Annotated in this window: 30 protein-coding genes; 1 reads left to right on the plus strand and 29 read right to left on the minus strand. The window is 58.4% G+C overall.

Annotation, left to right across the window (positions count from 1 at the left end):
- Positions 1 to 28 precede the first annotated feature (28 nt).
- The gene (locus tag GAO09_RS04190; protein ID WP_153352815.1) at positions 29 to 904 is read left to right on the plus strand and encodes a DUF817 domain-containing protein; all 876 of its coding nucleotides are present in this window, start codon (positions 29 to 31) and stop codon (positions 902 to 904) included.
- A 137-nt stretch (positions 905 to 1,041) separates the two neighbouring features.
- Here GAO09_RS04190 and GAO09_RS04195 read toward each other — a convergent pair whose 3' ends face one another.
- From GAO09_RS04195 to GAO09_RS04335, 29 genes are all read right to left on the minus strand, one after another.
- Entirely contained in the window at positions 1,042 to 1,455 is a 414-nt protein-coding gene (locus tag GAO09_RS04195) for a ribosomal maturation YjgA family protein (RefSeq protein ID WP_153352832.1), read from the minus strand.
- 73 nt (positions 1,456 to 1,528) lie between these two features.
- Complete coding sequence (gene rplQ, locus GAO09_RS04200; protein WP_153352816.1) at positions 1,529 to 1,954, minus strand: 50S ribosomal protein L17; 426 nt, start codon at positions 1,952 to 1,954, stop codon at positions 1,529 to 1,531.
- Between the two features lie 143 nt (positions 1,955 to 2,097).
- Positions 2,098 to 3,108 carry a DNA-directed RNA polymerase subunit alpha gene (locus tag GAO09_RS04205; RefSeq protein ID WP_112731734.1) on the minus strand — a complete coding sequence of 337 codons (1,011 nt, stop codon included), beginning with the start codon at positions 3,106 to 3,108 and terminating at the stop codon, positions 2,098 to 2,100.
- A 177-nt stretch (positions 3,109 to 3,285) separates the two neighbouring features.
- Complete coding sequence (rpsK, locus tag GAO09_RS04210) at positions 3,286 to 3,675, minus strand: 30S ribosomal protein S11 (protein ID WP_112731736.1); 390 nt, start codon at positions 3,673 to 3,675, stop codon at positions 3,286 to 3,288.
- Between the two features lie 127 nt (positions 3,676 to 3,802).
- On the minus strand, positions 3,803 to 4,171 hold the full coding sequence (rpsM, locus tag GAO09_RS04215) for a 30S ribosomal protein S13 (RefSeq protein ID WP_324185209.1): 369 nt from the start codon (positions 4,169 to 4,171) through the stop codon (positions 3,803 to 3,805).
- A 232-nt stretch (positions 4,172 to 4,403) separates the two neighbouring features.
- On the minus strand, positions 4,404 to 4,988 hold the full coding sequence (locus GAO09_RS04220) for an adenylate kinase (protein ID WP_153352818.1): 585 nt from the start codon (positions 4,986 to 4,988) through the stop codon (positions 4,404 to 4,406).
- Positions 4,985 to 6,325: a preprotein translocase subunit SecY gene (gene secY, locus GAO09_RS04225; RefSeq protein ID WP_153352819.1), complete on the minus strand. Its 1,341-nt coding sequence runs from the start codon at positions 6,323 to 6,325 to the stop codon at positions 4,985 to 4,987. The genes GAO09_RS04220 and secY overlap by 4 nt, the downstream gene beginning before the upstream one ends.
- 233 nt (positions 6,326 to 6,558) lie before the next feature.
- A complete protein-coding gene (gene rplO / locus GAO09_RS04230; RefSeq protein WP_153352820.1) occupies positions 6,559 to 7,035 on the minus strand; it encodes a 50S ribosomal protein L15 in 477 nt (158 codons plus the stop codon).
- Between the two features lie 16 nt (positions 7,036 to 7,051).
- Positions 7,052 to 7,261, minus strand: coding sequence for a 50S ribosomal protein L30 (gene rpmD / locus GAO09_RS04235; protein WP_054158113.1), 210 nt, complete (start codon positions 7,259 to 7,261; stop codon positions 7,052 to 7,054).
- Between the two features lie 14 nt (positions 7,262 to 7,275).
- The gene (gene rpsE, locus GAO09_RS04240; RefSeq protein ID WP_112731746.1) at positions 7,276 to 7,842 is read right to left on the minus strand and encodes a 30S ribosomal protein S5; all 567 of its coding nucleotides are present in this window, start codon (positions 7,840 to 7,842) and stop codon (positions 7,276 to 7,278) included.
- 126 nt (positions 7,843 to 7,968) lie between these two features.
- Positions 7,969 to 8,331 carry a 50S ribosomal protein L18 gene (gene rplR, locus GAO09_RS04245; RefSeq protein WP_153352821.1) on the minus strand — a complete coding sequence of 121 codons (363 nt, stop codon included), beginning with the start codon at positions 8,329 to 8,331 and terminating at the stop codon, positions 7,969 to 7,971.
- 12 nt (positions 8,332 to 8,343) lie between these two features.
- Positions 8,344 to 8,877, minus strand: coding sequence for a 50S ribosomal protein L6 (gene rplF / locus GAO09_RS04250; RefSeq protein WP_153352822.1), 534 nt, complete (start codon positions 8,875 to 8,877; stop codon positions 8,344 to 8,346).
- A 42-nt stretch (positions 8,878 to 8,919) separates the two neighbouring features.
- Entirely contained in the window at positions 8,920 to 9,318 is a 399-nt protein-coding gene (gene rpsH, locus GAO09_RS04255; RefSeq protein ID WP_112731752.1) for a 30S ribosomal protein S8, read from the minus strand.
- 12 nt (positions 9,319 to 9,330) lie between these two features.
- Positions 9,331 to 9,636 carry a 30S ribosomal protein S14 gene (rpsN, locus tag GAO09_RS04260; RefSeq protein ID WP_153352823.1) on the minus strand — a complete coding sequence of 102 codons (306 nt, stop codon included), beginning with the start codon at positions 9,634 to 9,636 and terminating at the stop codon, positions 9,331 to 9,333.
- A gap of 33 nt (positions 9,637 to 9,669) precedes the next feature.
- A complete protein-coding gene (gene rplE, locus GAO09_RS04265; protein ID WP_153352824.1) occupies positions 9,670 to 10,227 on the minus strand; it encodes a 50S ribosomal protein L5 in 558 nt (185 codons plus the stop codon).
- Entirely contained in the window at positions 10,220 to 10,528 is a 309-nt protein-coding gene (rplX, locus tag GAO09_RS04270) for a 50S ribosomal protein L24 (RefSeq protein ID WP_112731758.1), read from the minus strand. The genes rplE and rplX overlap by 8 nt, the downstream gene beginning before the upstream one ends.
- Positions 10,529 to 10,540: 12 nt before the next feature.
- Positions 10,541 to 10,909, minus strand: coding sequence for a 50S ribosomal protein L14 (rplN, locus tag GAO09_RS04275; protein WP_003495199.1), 369 nt, complete (start codon positions 10,907 to 10,909; stop codon positions 10,541 to 10,543).
- A 235-nt stretch (positions 10,910 to 11,144) separates the two neighbouring features.
- Positions 11,145 to 11,381 (minus strand): 30S ribosomal protein S17, encoded by a 237-nt coding sequence (gene rpsQ, locus GAO09_RS04280; protein WP_153352825.1) that lies wholly within the window; start codon positions 11,379 to 11,381, stop codon positions 11,145 to 11,147.
- 11 nt (positions 11,382 to 11,392) lie between these two features.
- Positions 11,393 to 11,593: a 50S ribosomal protein L29 gene (gene rpmC, locus GAO09_RS04285; RefSeq protein ID WP_132273298.1), complete on the minus strand. Its 201-nt coding sequence runs from the start codon at positions 11,591 to 11,593 to the stop codon at positions 11,393 to 11,395.
- An 11-nt stretch (positions 11,594 to 11,604) separates the two neighbouring features.
- A complete protein-coding gene (gene rplP, locus GAO09_RS04290) occupies positions 11,605 to 12,018 on the minus strand; it encodes a 50S ribosomal protein L16 (RefSeq protein WP_132273297.1) in 414 nt (137 codons plus the stop codon).
- Positions 12,019 to 12,056: 38 nt separating this feature from the next.
- Positions 12,057 to 12,791: a 30S ribosomal protein S3 gene (rpsC, locus tag GAO09_RS04295; protein WP_153352826.1), complete on the minus strand. Its 735-nt coding sequence runs from the start codon at positions 12,789 to 12,791 to the stop codon at positions 12,057 to 12,059.
- On the minus strand, positions 12,791 to 13,180 hold the full coding sequence (gene rplV, locus GAO09_RS04300) for a 50S ribosomal protein L22 (RefSeq protein WP_112731764.1): 390 nt from the start codon (positions 13,178 to 13,180) through the stop codon (positions 12,791 to 12,793). The genes rpsC and rplV overlap by 1 nt, the downstream gene beginning before the upstream one ends.
- A 2-nt stretch (positions 13,181 to 13,182) precedes the next feature.
- The gene (gene rpsS / locus GAO09_RS04305; protein ID WP_007531666.1) at positions 13,183 to 13,461 is read right to left on the minus strand and encodes a 30S ribosomal protein S19; all 279 of its coding nucleotides are present in this window, start codon (positions 13,459 to 13,461) and stop codon (positions 13,183 to 13,185) included.
- Between the two features lie 15 nt (positions 13,462 to 13,476).
- Entirely contained in the window at positions 13,477 to 14,313 is an 837-nt protein-coding gene (gene rplB, locus GAO09_RS04310; RefSeq protein ID WP_153352827.1) for a 50S ribosomal protein L2, read from the minus strand.
- Positions 14,314 to 14,325: 12 nt separating this feature from the next.
- A complete protein-coding gene (locus tag GAO09_RS04315; RefSeq protein ID WP_324185210.1) occupies positions 14,326 to 14,619 on the minus strand; it encodes a 50S ribosomal protein L23 in 294 nt (97 codons plus the stop codon).
- The gene (gene rplD / locus GAO09_RS04320; protein ID WP_153352828.1) at positions 14,616 to 15,236 is read right to left on the minus strand and encodes a 50S ribosomal protein L4; all 621 of its coding nucleotides are present in this window, start codon (positions 15,234 to 15,236) and stop codon (positions 14,616 to 14,618) included. The genes GAO09_RS04315 and rplD overlap by 4 nt, the downstream gene beginning before the upstream one ends.
- Positions 15,237 to 15,249: 13 nt before the next feature.
- Entirely contained in the window at positions 15,250 to 15,891 is a 642-nt protein-coding gene (rplC, locus tag GAO09_RS04325) for a 50S ribosomal protein L3 (RefSeq protein WP_112731772.1), read from the minus strand.
- 35 nt (positions 15,892 to 15,926) lie between these two features.
- A complete protein-coding gene (gene rpsJ / locus GAO09_RS04330) occupies positions 15,927 to 16,235 on the minus strand; it encodes a 30S ribosomal protein S10 (RefSeq protein ID WP_003507767.1) in 309 nt (102 codons plus the stop codon).
- Between the two features lie 314 nt (positions 16,236 to 16,549).
- Positions 16,550 to 16,626 (minus strand): EF-Tu C-terminal domain-related protein (locus tag GAO09_RS04335; RefSeq protein ID WP_153352833.1); only part of this gene is annotated, 77 nt, incomplete at its 5' end.

Here is a 16,626-nt window from a genome sequence, read left to right on the forward strand (position 1 = left end):
ATTTCGCACGCGAAACGGGGAACGACCAATGACGGCGACGGATACGACGGCAGGCGCGGGGCGGCTTGCCGCTATCGATATTTATCTCTGTGATCTGCGTCCCTGGGGCGAGCTTCGCGGCTTCACCCGCTTCATTATCGAATTCCTCTATTTCGGCATCAAGGAAGCCCGAGCCTGTCTGTTCGCAGGCCTGTTCTTCCTCTCGATCTTTCTGGTGCCGAAGGCCGGCCTTTTGAGCCTGCCGCGTTACGATGTTCTGCTGATCATTGCGCTTGCCATCCAGTTCTTCATGATCTGGAGCAAGCTCGAAACCTGGGACGAGGCCAAGGCGATCGGTCTGTTTCACATCGTCGGTTTTGCACTGGAAGTGTTCAAGACATCGGGCAGTATCCAATCATGGTCCTATCCGGATTTCGCCTACACAAAGCTGTTCGGCGTGCCGCTGTTTTCCGGCTTCATGTATGCCGCCGTCGGCAGCTACATCATCCAGGCCTGGCGCCTGTTCGATCTGCGCATCCACCACCATCCCAGCTATTGGATGGCCACGGTGGTGGCGCTTGCGATCTACGCCAACTTCTTCACCCATCATTTCATCGGCGATTACCGCTGGTATATCGCCGCCTGCGCACTTGGGCTCTACGCACGCACCACCGTCACCTTCCGGCCCTATGACCGAGACCGCAAGATGCCACTGCTGCTCGCCTTCGTGCTGATCGGTTTCTTCATCTGGCTGGCTGAAAACATCTCCACCTTCTTCGGCATATGGGCGTATCCGAACCAGATCGGCGCGTGGTCGATTGTGCATCTTGGCAAGTGGAGTTCGTGGTCGATGTTGGTGGTGATGACGTTTACCATCGTGGCGCATCTGAAGCACATCAAGCGGCGGATCCACGTCCCCGACTAAAACTGCCGAAAACGATTGAGGGCCGGACCCTGATGTGTCCGACCCTCTGGCCCCTCCTGCCAAATCTGGCTGATTGCCCGAACTGCGTGCTGAACAACAATCGGTCGACGGGAATGATATCGCGGCCTTGCGTTCCGTCATTGATCCCGATCAAGCCTTCTGAGACGCCTGTCGATAAGTGCAGCCAAGCTGATGCCGATGGCGTAGCTGAGAATATTCCAGAGCGAAAATACCCGCCCCAGTAAAAGCTTGCCCGCTGTGGTCAAACGAAACGCATCGAGCTCAGGCGTATGATAAAGCCGGGAAAATTCGACGCTGGCGGAAATCGCCAGAGCCACCACGGCCGTTAGCACGACCTTCCGCGAGCCGGTGACGAAGGCGACCAGCAGAAAAACCATACCGCCCCAAAGAACGGAGCCACCGTACTTCACCACAACGAAGGACAGGCCAAGCTTATAACCGAAGTGGCGCAGCGCCAGCCCTGCGAAGATCACAAAGACAGCAGCCAGAAGTCTCTTCCACCTGCGGCTCCATATCGGTCCGTCAGTCATAGCCATCCCTCTCGGTAAACGAAAAAGGCCGGGCGTTTCCACCCGGCCTTTCCGATAGATCTGTCGAAACCGATTAAGCGGCTTCAGCAGCTTCAGCTTCAGCAGCAACGCGAGCCTTGTCGGCTGCGCCCTTAGCATCAACGTCGCGTTCAACGAACTCGATGACAGCCATCGGTGCGTTGTCGCCCTGACGGTAGCCAGCCTTCATGATACGCAGGTAACCGCCGTTGCGGGTTGCGTAGCGCGAAGCGATGGCATCGAACAGCTTCTTGACAGCGTCCTGGTCCTGGATCTGCGAAACGGCCTGACGACGAGCGTGCAGGTCGCCGCGCTTGCCGAGCGTGACGAGCTTTTCGACGATCGGGCGAATTTCCTTCGCCTTCGGCAGGGTGGTTACGATCTGCTCATGGGTGATGAGCGAAGCAGCCATGTTGGCAAACATTGCCTTACGGTGGCTGGCGGTACGGTTAAGCTTGCGACCGGCTTTTGCGTGACGCATGATATGTCTCCTTCACTTGCAGGCATTCGCCTGCAGTCTGATCTGGCGCATCTGCGTCCCCACTCTTTTAGGGGACATCTAGGCATTGCGCGGGTTTCAGTTGCCAAGGCCAGCTTGACGCGCCCCGAAGGGCGCGTGCGGCCTTAGTATTGGTCTTCGTAACGCTTTGCGAGGTCTTCGATGTTTTCCGGCGGCCAGGCGGGAACTTCCATACCAAGATGGAGGCCCATGGACGCGAGAACTTCCTTGATCTCGTTGAGCGACTTGCGACCAAAGTTCGGAGTGCGGAGCATTTCTGCTTCGGTCTTCTGGATCAGGTCGCCGATATAAACGATGTTGTCGTTCTTCAGGCAGTTCGCCGAACGGACGGAAAGTTCCAGTTCGTCGACCTTCTTGAGGAGCGCCGGGTTGAATGCCAGCTCGGTGACTGCTTCCTCTTCGGCTTCCTTCTGCGGTTCGTCGAAGTTGACGAAGACCGACAGCTGGTCCTGAAGGATGCGGGCAGCGAATGCGACGGCATCTTCACCGGTGACCGAACCATCGGTTTCGATGGTCATGGTCAGCTTGTCGTAGTCGAGAACCTGGCCTTCGCGGGTGTTCTCAACCTTGTACGATACTTTCTTGACCGGCGAGTAGAGGCTGTCGACCGGGATAAGGCCGATCGGAGCATCTTCCGCACGGTTGCGCTCGGCAGGAACGTAGCCCTTGCCGTTGTTGACCGTGAACTCCATGCGGATCTCTGCGCCCTCGTCGAGCGTGCAGATCACGTGGTCAGGGTTCAGGATCTCGATATCGCCGACCGTCTGGATGTCGCCGGCAGTGACCGAACCCGGACCCTGCTTGCGGACGACCATGCGCTTGGCATCGTCGCCGTCCATCTTGATGGCGATTTCTTTGATGTTGAGCACGATATCCGTCACATCTTCCCGAACGCCGGGGATGGAGGAGAATTCATGCAGGACGCCGTCGATCTGCACAGCCGTAACAGCAGCACCGCGCAGAGACGACAGGAGTACGCGACGAAGGGCGTTGCCGAGCGTCAGACCGAAACCGCGCTCAAGCGGCTCGGCGACGAGCGTCACCTTCGTGCGACCGGACGAGGTGAAATCGACCTTGTTCGGCTTGATCAGTTCCTGCCAGTTCTTCTGGATCATAGTTTTCCCTTCCGTACGCTGCCACCATCCAATCGTGGCAACCGATCACGAGAACACCGACGATGCAAGATGCTTGTCGGCGATACAGGCAAAGCCGCCAGACCTCGAACACGAGACCGGGCGGCAATACCAGAGTTCTTTAAACGGAGCCGCGCCACACGAAGCTCCGAAATGCGATCAGACGCGGCGCTTCTTGCGCGGACGGCAACCATTGTGCGGGATCGGCGTCACGTCGCGAATGGAAGTGATCATGAACCCGGCAGCCTGGAGGGCGCGCAGAGCCGATTCACGGCCCGAACCCGGACCCGTTACTTCGACTTCAAGCGACTTCATGCCGTGTTCCTGAGCCTTCTTGGCGCAGTCTTCAGCAGCGATCTGGGCAGCAAACGGGGTCGACTTACGCGAGCCCTTGAAACCCTTCGCACCAGCAGACGACCAGGCAATAGCATTGCCCTGTGCGTCAGTGATGGTGATCATCGTGTTGTTGAAGGTCGAGTTAACGTGGGCAACGCCCGACGTGATGTTTTTACGTTCGCGACGGCGAACGCGTGTGGCTTCCTTGGCCATGATCTTCCTTTCGTCGATCTCTTCACCGCCGTAGTTCCAGCGGCTCCACCGGCCTACATCGCAAGGATGCAGGCCAAACTATAAAGAGGCCGGCGACAGCCAGCCTCCCCTTCCGGATTCCCGGAAATTACTTCTTCTTACCAGCAATCGCCTTTGCCGGACCCTTACGGGTACGAGCATTGGTGTGCGTGCGCTGACCGCGGACCGGAAGGCCACGACGGTGACGCAGACCACGGTAGCAACCGAGGTCCATAAGACGCTTGATGTTCATCGCGGTTTCGCGACGAAGATCGCCTTCGACTCGGTAGTCGCGGTCGATGGTTTCGCGGATCTGAAGGACTTCAGAATCCGTCAGCTGATGGACGCGCTTATCAGCGGGAAGACCAGTCTTCTCCATGATTTCCTGCGCGAACTTCGGACCAATCCCGTGAATGTAGGTCAGCGCGATAACAACGCGCTTCGCAGTCGGGATGTTGACGCCAGCGATACGTGCCACGTCTGCTCTCCTTTTCCAGTTGCCATCCGGCAAGTGGTGCTTGTTCATGATAGCGACCTAGAGCGGCCACCAGTTTAATTCGATCCGGAACATGTCAAAACGATCGGACCCGGCATCCCTTGCGGGAAAACCGCGCCGATCGCAGAAATGTCGCGAGTTGGCGCGGTGTTTAGCGGAATCAGTGGCTGAAAGCAACCGGCACCGCCAAGATTCTTTAACAGTCCCCTACGGATCAAAGAGCCGAGAGGATCTTTTCGATTTCGGCGGTGACCGTCTTTACGTCGGCCATGCCATCGATCGTCTTCAGCTGACCGGTCGAAGCGTAGTGAGCCGACAGCGGAGCTGTCTTCTCGCGATATTCGACCAGACGCTTCTTGAAGGCTTCCGGCATGTCATCTGCACGAACTTCGCCACCAGCGGCGATGGTTTCGGCAACACGGTTTTCGATTCGGCCCATCAGGGCGTCCTCATCAACCTTCAGCTCGATAACGGCGTCCAGAGGACAACCCTTGTCCTTGAGCATCTTTTCGAGCGCCACGGCCTGCGGCACGGTGCGCGGATAACCGTCGAGGATAAAACCCTTCGCACAGTCATCTGCCTCCACACGTTCGGCGACGATCGCATTGACGATGTCGTCGGAGACCAGCTGGCCGGCATCCATGACAGCCTTGGCCTTCAGACCGATTTCCGTTCCGGCAGCCTTGGCCGCGCGCAACATGTCACCGGTGGAGAGCTGCGGAATACCGTATCTCTCCGTCAGAAGCTTGGCCTGGGTGCCCTTGCCCGCCCCGGGCGGTCCCAAAAAGATCAGTCTCATCGTCCCCTCTTTCCTCCGCGCAGTTTCGACTTCTTGATCAGGCCCTCATACTGCTGCGCAATGAGGTGTCCCTGGATCTGTGCGACCGTATCAAGGGTTACACTGACGACAATCAAAAGCGAAGTACCACCAAGGGCTAATGGAATACCCGTACGGGCAATCAGAAGCTCAGGCAGAATGCAGACGAAGACGAGATAGACAGCGCCGACAACCGTGATGCGGGTCAGTACGTAGTCAATATACTCAGCGGTACGCTCACCCGGACGAATGCCCGGAATGAAGCCGCCATGTTTCTTCAGGTTGTCCGCCGTCTCCTTGGGATTGAAGACGATGGCGGTGTAGAAGAATGCGAAGAAGGCAATCAGCAGGCCATACAGAAGCATGAACAGCGGCTGGCCGTGGCCGAGCGCCGAAATAACCATGGTTGCCCATTCAGGCAGCTGGTTATTGCTGGCAAAGCCAGCAGCAGTTGCCGGCAGAAGCAGCAACGAAGAAGCGAAGATCGCAGGAATAACGCCCGAGGTGTTGAGCTTCAGCGGCAGATGCGAAGTGTCGCCCTGGAACATGCGGTTGCCGACCTGGCGCTTCGGATACTGGATCAGAAGGCGGCGCTGCGCACGTTCGACGAAAACGATCAATGCGATGACGCCAATCGCCACGAGGATGACCAGCAGAATCAGACCGGTGTTCAGCGCACCGGTACGACCAAGTTCCAGCGTATTGGCAAGAGCGCTCGGCAGGCCTGCAGCAATGCCGGCGAAAATGATCAGCGAGATGCCGTTGCCGAGACCACGCGAGGTGATCTGCTCACCGAGCCACATCAGGAACATGGTGCCGCCCAGCAGCGTCACGACGGTGGCGATGCGGAAGAACCAGCCCGGATCGAGCACGAGCCCCTGCCCGCTTTCGAGACCGACGGCAATGCCATAGGCCTGCAGCGTGCCGAGAAGAACGGTGCCGTAACGGGTGTACTGGTTGATGATCTTGCGGCCCTGTTCGCCTTCCTTTTTCAAGGCTTCTAGCGAAGGCACGACCGAGGTCATCAGCTGCACGATGATCGATGCGGAAATGTAAGGCATGATGCCGAGCGCGAAAATCGCCATGCGCTCGACGGCGCCGCCCGAAAACATGTTGAAAAGGCCGAGAATACCGCCCGACTGGCCCTGGAAGGCCTGAGCGTAGGCTTCAGGGTTCAGGCCCGGAAGCGGGATATGCGTACCGAGGCGGTACACGAGAAGAGCGGCCAGCGTAAACCACAGGCGCTTCTTGAGATCCTCTGCCTTGGCAAAGGTTGAAAAATTCAGATTTGAGGCCAGTTGTTCAGCTGCTGAAGCCATGGAATTCTCCGCCCGACCCTGTCCCCGGCGGCGAAAAGCCGAACCGGACCGTAGTCTTGATTCTGTTTTCAGAAATTCGGGGGCGCGAACCGCTTGTCAGCAATCGCCTGCCTCACCCGCTTTTCCGTTTGATCCCGGTAAGCTGACCGGCCGGACTGCCCTGGGATCGTGAGGCTCACATATGGACATAAAATCGCCCGGTGTGAAGCTCACTCCGGGCGATTTCAAAGGTTTTACTCTGCGGCAGTTTCGACGACCGGCAGCTTGATCGAGCCACCAGCCTTTTCGATCTTCTCGACAGCAGCCTTGGAGGCGCCGGCGGCTTCGATCGAAACCTTAACCGTCAGTTCGCCGCCCGACAGGATGCGAACGCCGTCCTTGAGGCGACGGATGACGCCGGCAGCCTTGAGGGCAGCAGCATCGATCGTTGCCTTCGGGTCGAGCTTCTTGGCATCGATCGCGGTCTGAATACGGCCAACCGAAACGGTGGCGAATTCAGAAGCGAAGATGTTGTTGAAGCCGCGCTTCGGGAGACGACGGTAGATTGGCATCTGACCGCCTTCGAAGCCGTTGATGGCAACGCCGGAACGGGCCTTCTGACCCTTGACGCCACGACCACCGGTCTTGCCCTTGCCCGAGCCGATACCGCGACCTACGCGGATACGGTCCTTCGAAGAGCCTTCGTTGTCCTTGATCTCATTCAGTTTCATGGTCAAATCCTCGGTCTCACTTCTCGTCGACGACGCGAACGAGATGCTGGACGGCCCGGATCATGCCACGGACGGAAGGAGTGTCTTCCAGCGTGCGAACCCGGTGCATCTTGTTGAGGCCCAAACCAACCAGCGTAGCGCGCTGGACGGCCGGACGGCGAATAGGCGATCCGATCTGTTCGATCGTAACCGTCTTTGCTTCAGTCTTCTTCGTAGCCTTAGCCATGTGTCAGACTCCTCTTATTCTTCCGACGCATTGCCGGAAGCGGCGCGACGAGCCTGCAGTGTAGCATACTTGAGGCCACGCTGAGCTGCCACATCCTTCGGATGCACCTGGTGCTTGAGAGCATCGAACGTCGCACGAATCATGTTGTACGGGTTCGACGAACCGGTCGACTTTGCAACGACGTCGTGCATGCCGAGAGTTTCGAAAACGGCACGCATCGGGCCACCGGCGATGATACCGGTACCGGCCTTGGCAGCGCGCAGCAGAACCTTGCCGGCGCCGTGGCGACCGTGCACGTCGTGATGCAGCGTACGGCCGTCACGCAGCGGTACGAAGATCAGGTCGCGCTTGGCAGATTCTGTTGCCTTGCGGATAGCTTCCGGCACTTCACGAGCCTTGCCATGGCCGAAGCCAACGCGGCCCTTCTGGTCGCCGACGACGACGAGAGCAGCAAAACCGAAGCGACGGCCGCCCTTGACGACCTTGGCGACGCGGTTGATCGCGACCAACTTGTCGACGAATTCGCTATCGCGTTCTTCACGGCCCTGACGATCGTCACGGCCCTTTCTTTCCTGTGCCATTGTCCTTTTCCTTTTTCTTTTGCGGGTGGAACGGCAGGTTAAAGATAATCCGGAAAAATCCGGACGGTGCGGAGAAACCGCATTTCGCCCGGCCTCCCCTATTCAGGCAGACCGGGCGAAAATTTATTAGAAGCTCAGACCGCCTTCGCGGGCAGCTTCAGCAAGTGCCTTGATGCGGCCGTGGTAGATGAAGGCGCCACGGTCGAATACGACTTCCGTCACTCCGGCCTTGGAGGCGCGCTCAGCAACCAGCTTGCCGACGGCAGCAGCTGCTGCAACGTCCGCGCCGGTCTTCAGCGACTTGCGCAGATCGGCGTCGAGCGTGGAGGCGGCTGCAAGCGTGCGGCCGGCCACGTCGTCGATGACCTGTACGTAGATGTTCTTGGACGAGCGGTGAACCGACAGACGCGGACGGCCGTTTGCGACCTTCTTGATCTGGCGGCGAACACGGCTCGCACGCTTTGTGAGTGCTTCTTTTCTGGTAGCCATGATCGCTCGTCCTTACTTCTTCTTGCCTTCCTTGCGGACGATCCGTTCCCCAGCGTACTTGACGCCTTTGCCCTTGTAGGGCTCGGGACCACGGTATTCGCGGATTTCCGCGGCAACCTGACCGACCTGCTGCTTGTTAATGCCGGTGACGACGATTTCCGTCGGCTTCGGCACGGCAATGGTGATGCCCTCAGGGGCTTCATAGACGACATCGTGGGAGAAACCGAGTGCCAGCTGCAGGTTCTTGCCCTGCATGGCCGCGCGGTAACCGACGCCGTTGATTTCGAGCTTGCGCTCGTAACCGTCCTTAACGCCCGTGAAGATGTTTTCGATCATCGTGCGGGACATGCCCCACTTCGAACGAGCATCCTTCGAATCGTTGACCGGGGTCACCGAAACAGCGTTGTCGTTAAACTCGACCTTAACTTCGTCGTTAGCAACGAAGACAAGTTCGCCCTTAGGGCCCTTCGCGGTGATCTTCTGGCCGTCGACCGAAGCCGTTACGCCTGCAGGAACCGGAACGGGCTTTTTACCGATACGAGACATTTTGTTATCCTGTCTGTCCGTTATGGAGATCCTTGCCCAGTCTTAGAAGACGGAGCAAAGAACCTCGCCGCCTACGTTCTGTTCGCGAGCCTGGTGATCGGCCATTACGCCCTTCGGAGTCGAAAGGATGGTAATGCCGAGGCCGTTCGCGACCTGCGGAATGGACTTGACCGAGACATAAACTCGGCGGCCCGGCTTGGAAACGCGGCCGATCTCACGGATCACGGATGCGCCTTCGTAGTACTTCAGTTCGATTTCGATCTCGGCCTTGCCGTTACCGAAGTCGGTTTCAGTGTAACCGCGGATGTAGCCTTCAGCCTGAAGAACATCGAGAACGCGAGCGCGCAGCTTGGAAGCCGGCGTCGAAACGGTGTTCTTGCGACGGGCTGCGCCGTTGCGGATGCGGGTGAGCATATCGCCCAAGGGATCAGTCATGGTCATCTAACGATCTCCTTACCAGCTCGACTTAACAATGCCCGGCACCTTGCCGGAGTTACCAAGCTCACGAAGCGCGATACGCGACATTCCGAGCTTACGGTAGAAAGCGCGCGGACGACCGGTGACTTCGCAACGGTTGCGGATGCGCGTCTTCGAGCCGTCACGCGGCAGGGAAGCGAGCTTGACAGAAGCCTTGAACCGCTCTTCGATCGGAAGAGCCTGGTCCATGATGGTTGCCTTGAGAGCAGCACGCTTTACAGCGTGTGCGGCAACCGTCTTGCGGCGGCGCTTGTTCTTTTCAACTGCGCTGGTTTTCGCCATATCGTAGTTCCTTTTAAACGCTTGTCGTTACGGTTACGTGCGGAACGGGAAGTTGAACTCTTTCAGAAGAGCCCGTGCTTCGTCGTCGCTGGTAGCCGTCGTGCAAACGATGATGTCCATGCCCCACATCTGATCAACCTTGTCGTAGTTGATCTCCGGGAACACAATGTGTTCCTTCAAGCCCATGGCGAAGTTGCCACGGCCGTCGAAGGACTTCGGGTTCAGGCCGCGGAAGTCGCGAACGCGCGGAAGCGCGATGTTGACCAGACGATCCATGAACTCGTACATGCGGGCGCCGCGCAGGGTAACCTTCGCGCCGATCGGCATCTGTTCGCGGACCTTGAAGCCGGCGATAGAGTTGCGAGCCTTGGTGATGACCGGCTTCTGGCCGGCGATCGCTGCCAGATCCGCAGCAGCCACGGTGGGCTTCTTCGAATCGGCGGTTGCTTCACCAACGCCCATGTTGATGACGATCTTGTCCAGCTTGGGGATCATCATTTCATTGGCGAACGAGAACTGTTCCTGCAGCGCTGCGCGGATGCGGGTAACGTATTCGGTCTTGAGCCTCGGCTCGTACTTGGACTCAGCCATCGATCACATCTCCCGTACGCTTGGCCACACGAACCTTCTTGCCGTCGACGACGGAGAAGCCAACGCGGGTCGGCTTGCCGTCTTTCGCGACGATCGCGATGTTCGACAGGTGGATCGATGCTTCTTTGTTGATGATGCCAGCTTCCTGCGTCTGTGTCTGACGCTGATGGCGCTTCACCATGTTGATGCCGCCGACGACCGCACGGTCTTCCTTCGGCAGAACCTGGAGCACTTCACCGGTACGACCCTTGTCCTTGCCGGTGAGTACGACGACGTTGTCGCCCTTCTTGATCTTCTGCATGGTTCTCGCTCCTTACAGTACTTCGGGAGCCAGCGAGATGATCTTCATGTGGTTCTTCGCACGAAGTTCGCGCGGAACCGGTCCGAAGATACGGGTGCCGATCGGCTCTTTTTTGTTGTCGATGAGGACCGCTGCGTTGTTATCGAAGCGGATGACGCTGCCGTCTGCGCGACGGATGTCCTTGGCGGTACGAACGACCACCGCCTTCATCACATCGCCCTTCTTGACGCGGCCGCGCGGGATGGCTTCCTTGATCGAAACGACGATAATGTCGCCGACCGAAGCGTACTTGCGCTTGGAGCCGCCCAGCACCTTGATGCACATGACACGACGTGCGCCGGAATTATCCGCCACGTCGAGGTTTGTTTGCATCTGAATCATGTCAGGTCGCCTTCTCGTAAGGACCGAAACGGTTGGGCATGGAGCCCCCTATTCCGGCCATGGACATATTTTCATTTTTCGCGCGGGTTGGGTCTTGCCAAGGTGGTTTCCCCAACGGGACCTTCCCTACGCTGCAAAGCAAAAAGAACGCCCGTAAACCGGGCGTTCTCAGCCGATGGGCTGCTTCATACAGGTTTTTGCGGCAGACGCAAGGGCCTGCCGCAAGTCTGTGGGCTTAAGCCTGGGCAGAAATAACTTTCCAGGTCTTGTCCTTGGAGATCGGTGCGCATTCCTCGATGGAAACGACATCACCAATCTTGTACTGGTTGGTTTCGTCATGCGCCTTGTACTTCTTCGAACGGCGAACCGTCTTCTGAAGCAGCGGATGAGCGAATCGGCGCTCGACGCGGACAACAACGGTCTTCTCGTTCTTGTCGGAAACGACTACGCCCTGCAGAATGCGTTTTGGCATATTATTCTTCCTTAGGCCTTGGCTTCTGCCGCCTTCTGGCGGGCAATGGTCTTCACGCGAGCGATGTCCTTGCGGACTTCGTTGATGCGGGAGCTCTTCTCAAGCTGGTTCGTCGCCTTCTGGAAGCGCAGGTTGAACTGCTCTTTCTTCAGGTCAGCGAGCTTATCCTTGAGCTGATCGGCCGTCAGGCCGCGTACTTCTTCGGCTTTCATCGTGCCTCTCCTTACTCTGCGATGCGCTGAACAAAGCGCGTCGTGACCGAGAGCTTGGCAGAGCCGAGGCGCAGGGCCTCGCGCGCGATTTCTTCCGAAACGCCGTCGATCTCGAACATGATACGACCAGGCTTGACCTTGCAAGCCCAGTATTCAACAGAACCCTTGCCCTTACCCATACGAACTTCGGTGGGCTTGGCAGTAACCGGGACGTCAGGGAAGACGCGGATCCATACACGGCCCGCGCGCTTCATGTAACGTGTGATCGCGCGGCGAGCCGCTTCGATCTCGCGAGCGTTCACGCGGTTCGGTTCCTGAGCCTTCAGGCCGAACTCGCCGAATGCCAGATCAAAGCCGCCCTTTGCGACGCCCTTGATGCGGCCCTTAAACTGCTTGCGGAACTTGGTACGCTTTGGCTGCAACATTTTATTACTTCTCCGAGCTTATCTTTCGCCAGCGATAATCAAGCGTTTTCGCGTTCGCGGCGTCCGCCGCGATCGTTGCGTTCGCGGCTTGCCGGACCCTGTGCGTCGCCTTCAAGGCCACGACGTTCGGAAGCCATCGGATCGTGCTCAAGGATTTCGCCCTTGAAGATCCAAACCTTGATGCCGCAGATACCGAATGCGGTAGTGGCTTCAGCCGTACCGTAGTCGATGTCAGCGCGCAGGGTGTGAAGCGGCACGCGACCTTCGCGGTACCATTCGGTACGCGCGATTTCAGCACCACCGAGACGGCCGGCGCAGGTGATCTTGATGCCTTCGGCGCCGAGACGCATGGCCGACTGAACGGCACGCTTCATCGCACGGCGGAAAGCCACGCGACGCTCGAGCTGCTGGGCGATCGACTGACCGACCAGCGTGGCATCGATTTCCGGCTTGCGTACTTCAACGATGTTGAGGTGCGTTTCCGAAGAGGTCATCGTCGAGATCGCCTTGCGGAGCTTCTCGATGTCTGCACCCTTCTTGCCGATGATCAGACCCGGGCGAGCCGAGTGGATCGTAACGCGGCACTTCTTGTGCGGACGCTCGATGACCACCTTGGCGATGCCGGCCTGCTTCAGCTCGGACATCAGGTAAGCGCGGATCTTCAGGTCTTCATGGAGCAGCTGGCCGTATTCGGCGTTGTCGGCGAACCAACGGCTGTCCCAGGTACGGTTAATGCCGAGGCGGAAACCGATAGGATTGATTTTCTGACCCATTATGCGGCCTCCCCTTTTTCCTCGACTTCGCGAACGACGATCGTCAGATGCGCGAACGGCTTTTCAATGCGCGAGGCGCGGCCGCGACCACGAGCGTGGAAACGCTTCATGGTGATCGACTTGCCGACGTAAGCTTCCGCTACGATCAGGGTGTCGACGTCGAGGTCGTGGTTGTTTTCGGCGTTGGCGATAGCAGACTCGAGAGTCTTCTTCACCTGGCCGGAAATGCGCTTGCGCGAAAATTCCAGCTCTGCCAGGGCGCGTTCAACCTTCTTGCCACGGATCATGGCAGCGACGAGGTTGAGCTTCTGCGGGCTGACGCGAAGCGTGCGGGCGACTGCCTGTGCTTCGTTGTCCTTCAGCCGGCGTTCGGTCTTAGCCTTCGCCATGGTTACTTCCTCTTCGCCTTCTTGTCCGCACCGTGACCGTAATAGGTACGGGTCGGGGAGAACTCACCGAACTTGTGACCGACCATGTCTTCATTGACGCTGACCGGTACATGCTTGCTGCCGTTGTAGACGCCGAACGTCAGACCAACAAACTGCGGGAGGATCGTGGAGCGACGGCTCCAGATCTTGATAACTTCTGCACGTCCGCCTTCGCGCACCTTCTCAGCCTTCTTGAGAAGATAGCCGTCAACAAACGGGCCTTTCCATACTGAACGAGCCATTTCCTGACTTCCCTCTTACTTCTTACGAGCGTGACGCGAGCGCATGATGAACTTGTCCGTGGACTTGTTCGAGCGCGTGCGCTTGCCCTTGGTGGGCTTGCCCCAAGGCGAAACCGGGTGACGGCCACCGGAGGTGCGACCTTCACCACCGCCGTGCGGGTGGTCTACCGGGTTCATGACGACGCCGCGGTTATGCGGACGCTTGCCACGCCAAACGGTACGACCGGCCTTGCCGTCGTTGATGTTGCCGTGGTCCGGGTTGGATACGGCACCAACGGTACCGAGGCACGAACCCGGGACGAGACGCTGCTCACCAGAGTTCAGACGAAGGATAGCCATGCCGGCATCGCGGCCGACCAGCTGTACGTAGGTGCCAGCCGAACGAGCGATCTGACCACCCTTGCCCGGCTTCATTTCGACGTTGTGAACGATCGAACCAACCGGGATGTACTGCAGGGGCATGGTGTTGCCCGGCTTCACGTCGACAGCCTTGTTGGAAGCGATGACCTTGTCGCCGGCAGCGAGGCGCTGCGGAGCGAGGATGTAGGCCTGTTCGCCGTCCGTGTAGGTGACGAGCGCGATAAACGCCGTGCGGTTAGGGTCATATTCCAGACGCTCGACCGTGCCTTCAACGTCAAACTTACGACGCTTGAAGTCGACCAGGCGGTAGGTACGCTTGTGACCGCCGCCGATGAAGCGGGCAGTAATACGACCGTTGTTGTTACGACCGCCGCTCTTGGACAGACCTTCCGTCAGCGACTTGACCGGCTTGCCCTTCCAGAGGCCCGAACGGTCGACGATGACCAGCTGGCGCTGGCTCGGGGTCGTCGGATTGTAGCTTTTCAATGCCATGATCTAATTCCCTCAGAGGCCCGTGGACACGTCGATGGACTGGCCTTCGGCGAGCGTCACGATAGCCTTCTTGACGTCCTTCTGCTTGCCGGTGAAGCCCTTGAAGCGCTTTACCTTGCCCTTGCGGACCAGCGTGTTGACGGCAGTGACCTTTACGCCAAAGAGAGCTTCCACAGCAGCCTTGATTTCAGGCTTGGAGGCAGTCTTGGCAACGTTGAAGACGATCTGGTTCTGCTCGGATACCAGCGTCGACTTTTCGGTGATCGACGGAGAGACGATCACGTCGTAGTGGCGAATATCGATCACTTGAAACGCTCCTCGAGGGCTTCAACCGCAGCCTTGGAAAGCACGAGCTTGCCGCGACGCAGGATGTCGTAAACATTGATGCCCTGTACCGGCAGAACGTCCACGTTCGGGATGTTCTGGGCAGCGAGCTTGAAGTTGCCGTCCAGTTCGGCACCGCCGATGAACAGCGCGTTGGTCAGGCCGAGCGAAGCGAACGTGCCGACGAGGCCCTTGGTCTTTGCTTCAGCAGCAACCAGGTCATCGATAACGATCAGATCTTCAGACTTCAGCTTGGCCGACAGGGCGTGACGCAGAGCAAGCGCACGAACCTTCTTGGGAAGGTCGATTGCGTGGCTGCGGGATACCGGGCCGTGAGCCTTACCACCACCACGGAACTGCGGAGCGCGAGCCGAATGGTGACGAGCGCGGCCCGTACCCTTCTGCTTGAACATCTTGGCGCCGGTGCGGGATACTTCCGCACGGGTCAGCGTCTGATGCGTGCCCTGCTGCTTCTTGGCAAGCTGGTAGCGAACCATACGGGCGAGGATGTCCTCGCGCGGGTCGAGGCCGAAGATCGCGTCGGACAGGGAAACCTTGCCGGCGTCTTTACCCTCGAGGGTCTTGACGTTGAATTCCATTTGCTTGGCTCCCTTACTTCGCGGCCGACTTGACGGCATCGCGGACGATGATCCAAGCGCCCTTCGAACCGGGAACGGCACCCTTTACGAGGATCAGACCGCGATCTTCGTCGGTGGATACAACTTCCAGATTCTGCGTGGTAACGCGGGTCGAACCCATGTGACCAGCCATGCGCTTGCCCTTCCAGACCTTGCCCGGATCCTGGTTGTTACCAGTCGAACCGTGCGAACGGTGCGAAACGGACACACCGTGCGTGGCACGAAGACCGCCGAAGTTATGGCGCTTCATGGCACCGGCAAAACCCTTACCGATCGAGGTACCAGTCACGTCGACCAGCTGGCCGGCGGAGAAGTGGCTCGCAGTCAGCGTGGAGCCGACATCGATGAGGTTGTCGGTGGATACGCGAAACTCGACGAGCTTCGCCTTTGGCTCGACTTCGGCCACGGCGAAATGACCGCGCAGAGCCTTTGTCGTGTTCTTGACCTTGGCAGCACCAGCACCAAGCTGGACAGCCGTATAGCCGTTCTTTTCGTCGGTACGCTGGGCTACCACCTGGCAGTTTTCCATGCGCAGTACCGTTACCGGGATATGCTCGCCGGCGTCGTTGTAGACGCGGGTCATCCCAACTTTCTGTGCAATTACACCTGAACGCATCGGTTCAATCCTTCTCACTCACCCGAGACGAGGTCTCAGAGCTTGATTTCCACGTCGACACCAGCGGCGAGGTCGAGCTTCATCAAAGCATCGACTGTCTGGGGCGTCGGATCGACGATGTCGAGCAGGCGCTTGTGCGTGCGCATTTCAAACTGCTCGCGGCTTTTCTTATCGACGTGGGGAGACCGGTTGACCGTAAACTTCTCGATGCGAGTCGGAAGCGGAACGGGGCCCCGGACGCTAGCTCCGGTGCGCTTCGCCGTCGACACGATCTCGCGCGTGGAAGCGTCGAGAATACGATGATCGAATGCCTTAAGGCGAATGCGGATATTTTGGCCGTTCATTCGACGTTATCCTTGTTATCTTGTTATCCGTACGCATGAAAACAGCATACGGGCTCTTCTTACCTAAAGGCGGGACCACCGGTGTCAAAGATCGAGAGAGACCCCGGCGAACCGTGGCTCTTTCCAGTCTTCGGGTCCGTCAGGACCCACCTTTATATTGATTTGCAGCAGACGATTCGAAGGCCGAAGCCTCATCTCACTGCGCTCACGCGCCATCTGCTACATTTTTATGTCATACGCAAGAGTTTACCGCCCCTGCGCATGAAAAAAGCATGAATAAAGGATAAAGGCGCCGTCTCCGGCGCCTTCAGCCATTAAGCGATGATCGAGGCAACGATGCCGGCGCCGACGGTACGGCCGCCTTCGCGGATAGCGAAGCGCAGCTTTTCTT

Origin of the sequence: Endobacterium cereale, assembly GCF_009617585.1 — a bacterium.
In the GTDB taxonomy this organism is placed as follows: domain Bacteria; phylum Pseudomonadota; class Alphaproteobacteria; order Rhizobiales; family Rhizobiaceae; genus Neorhizobium; species Neorhizobium cereale.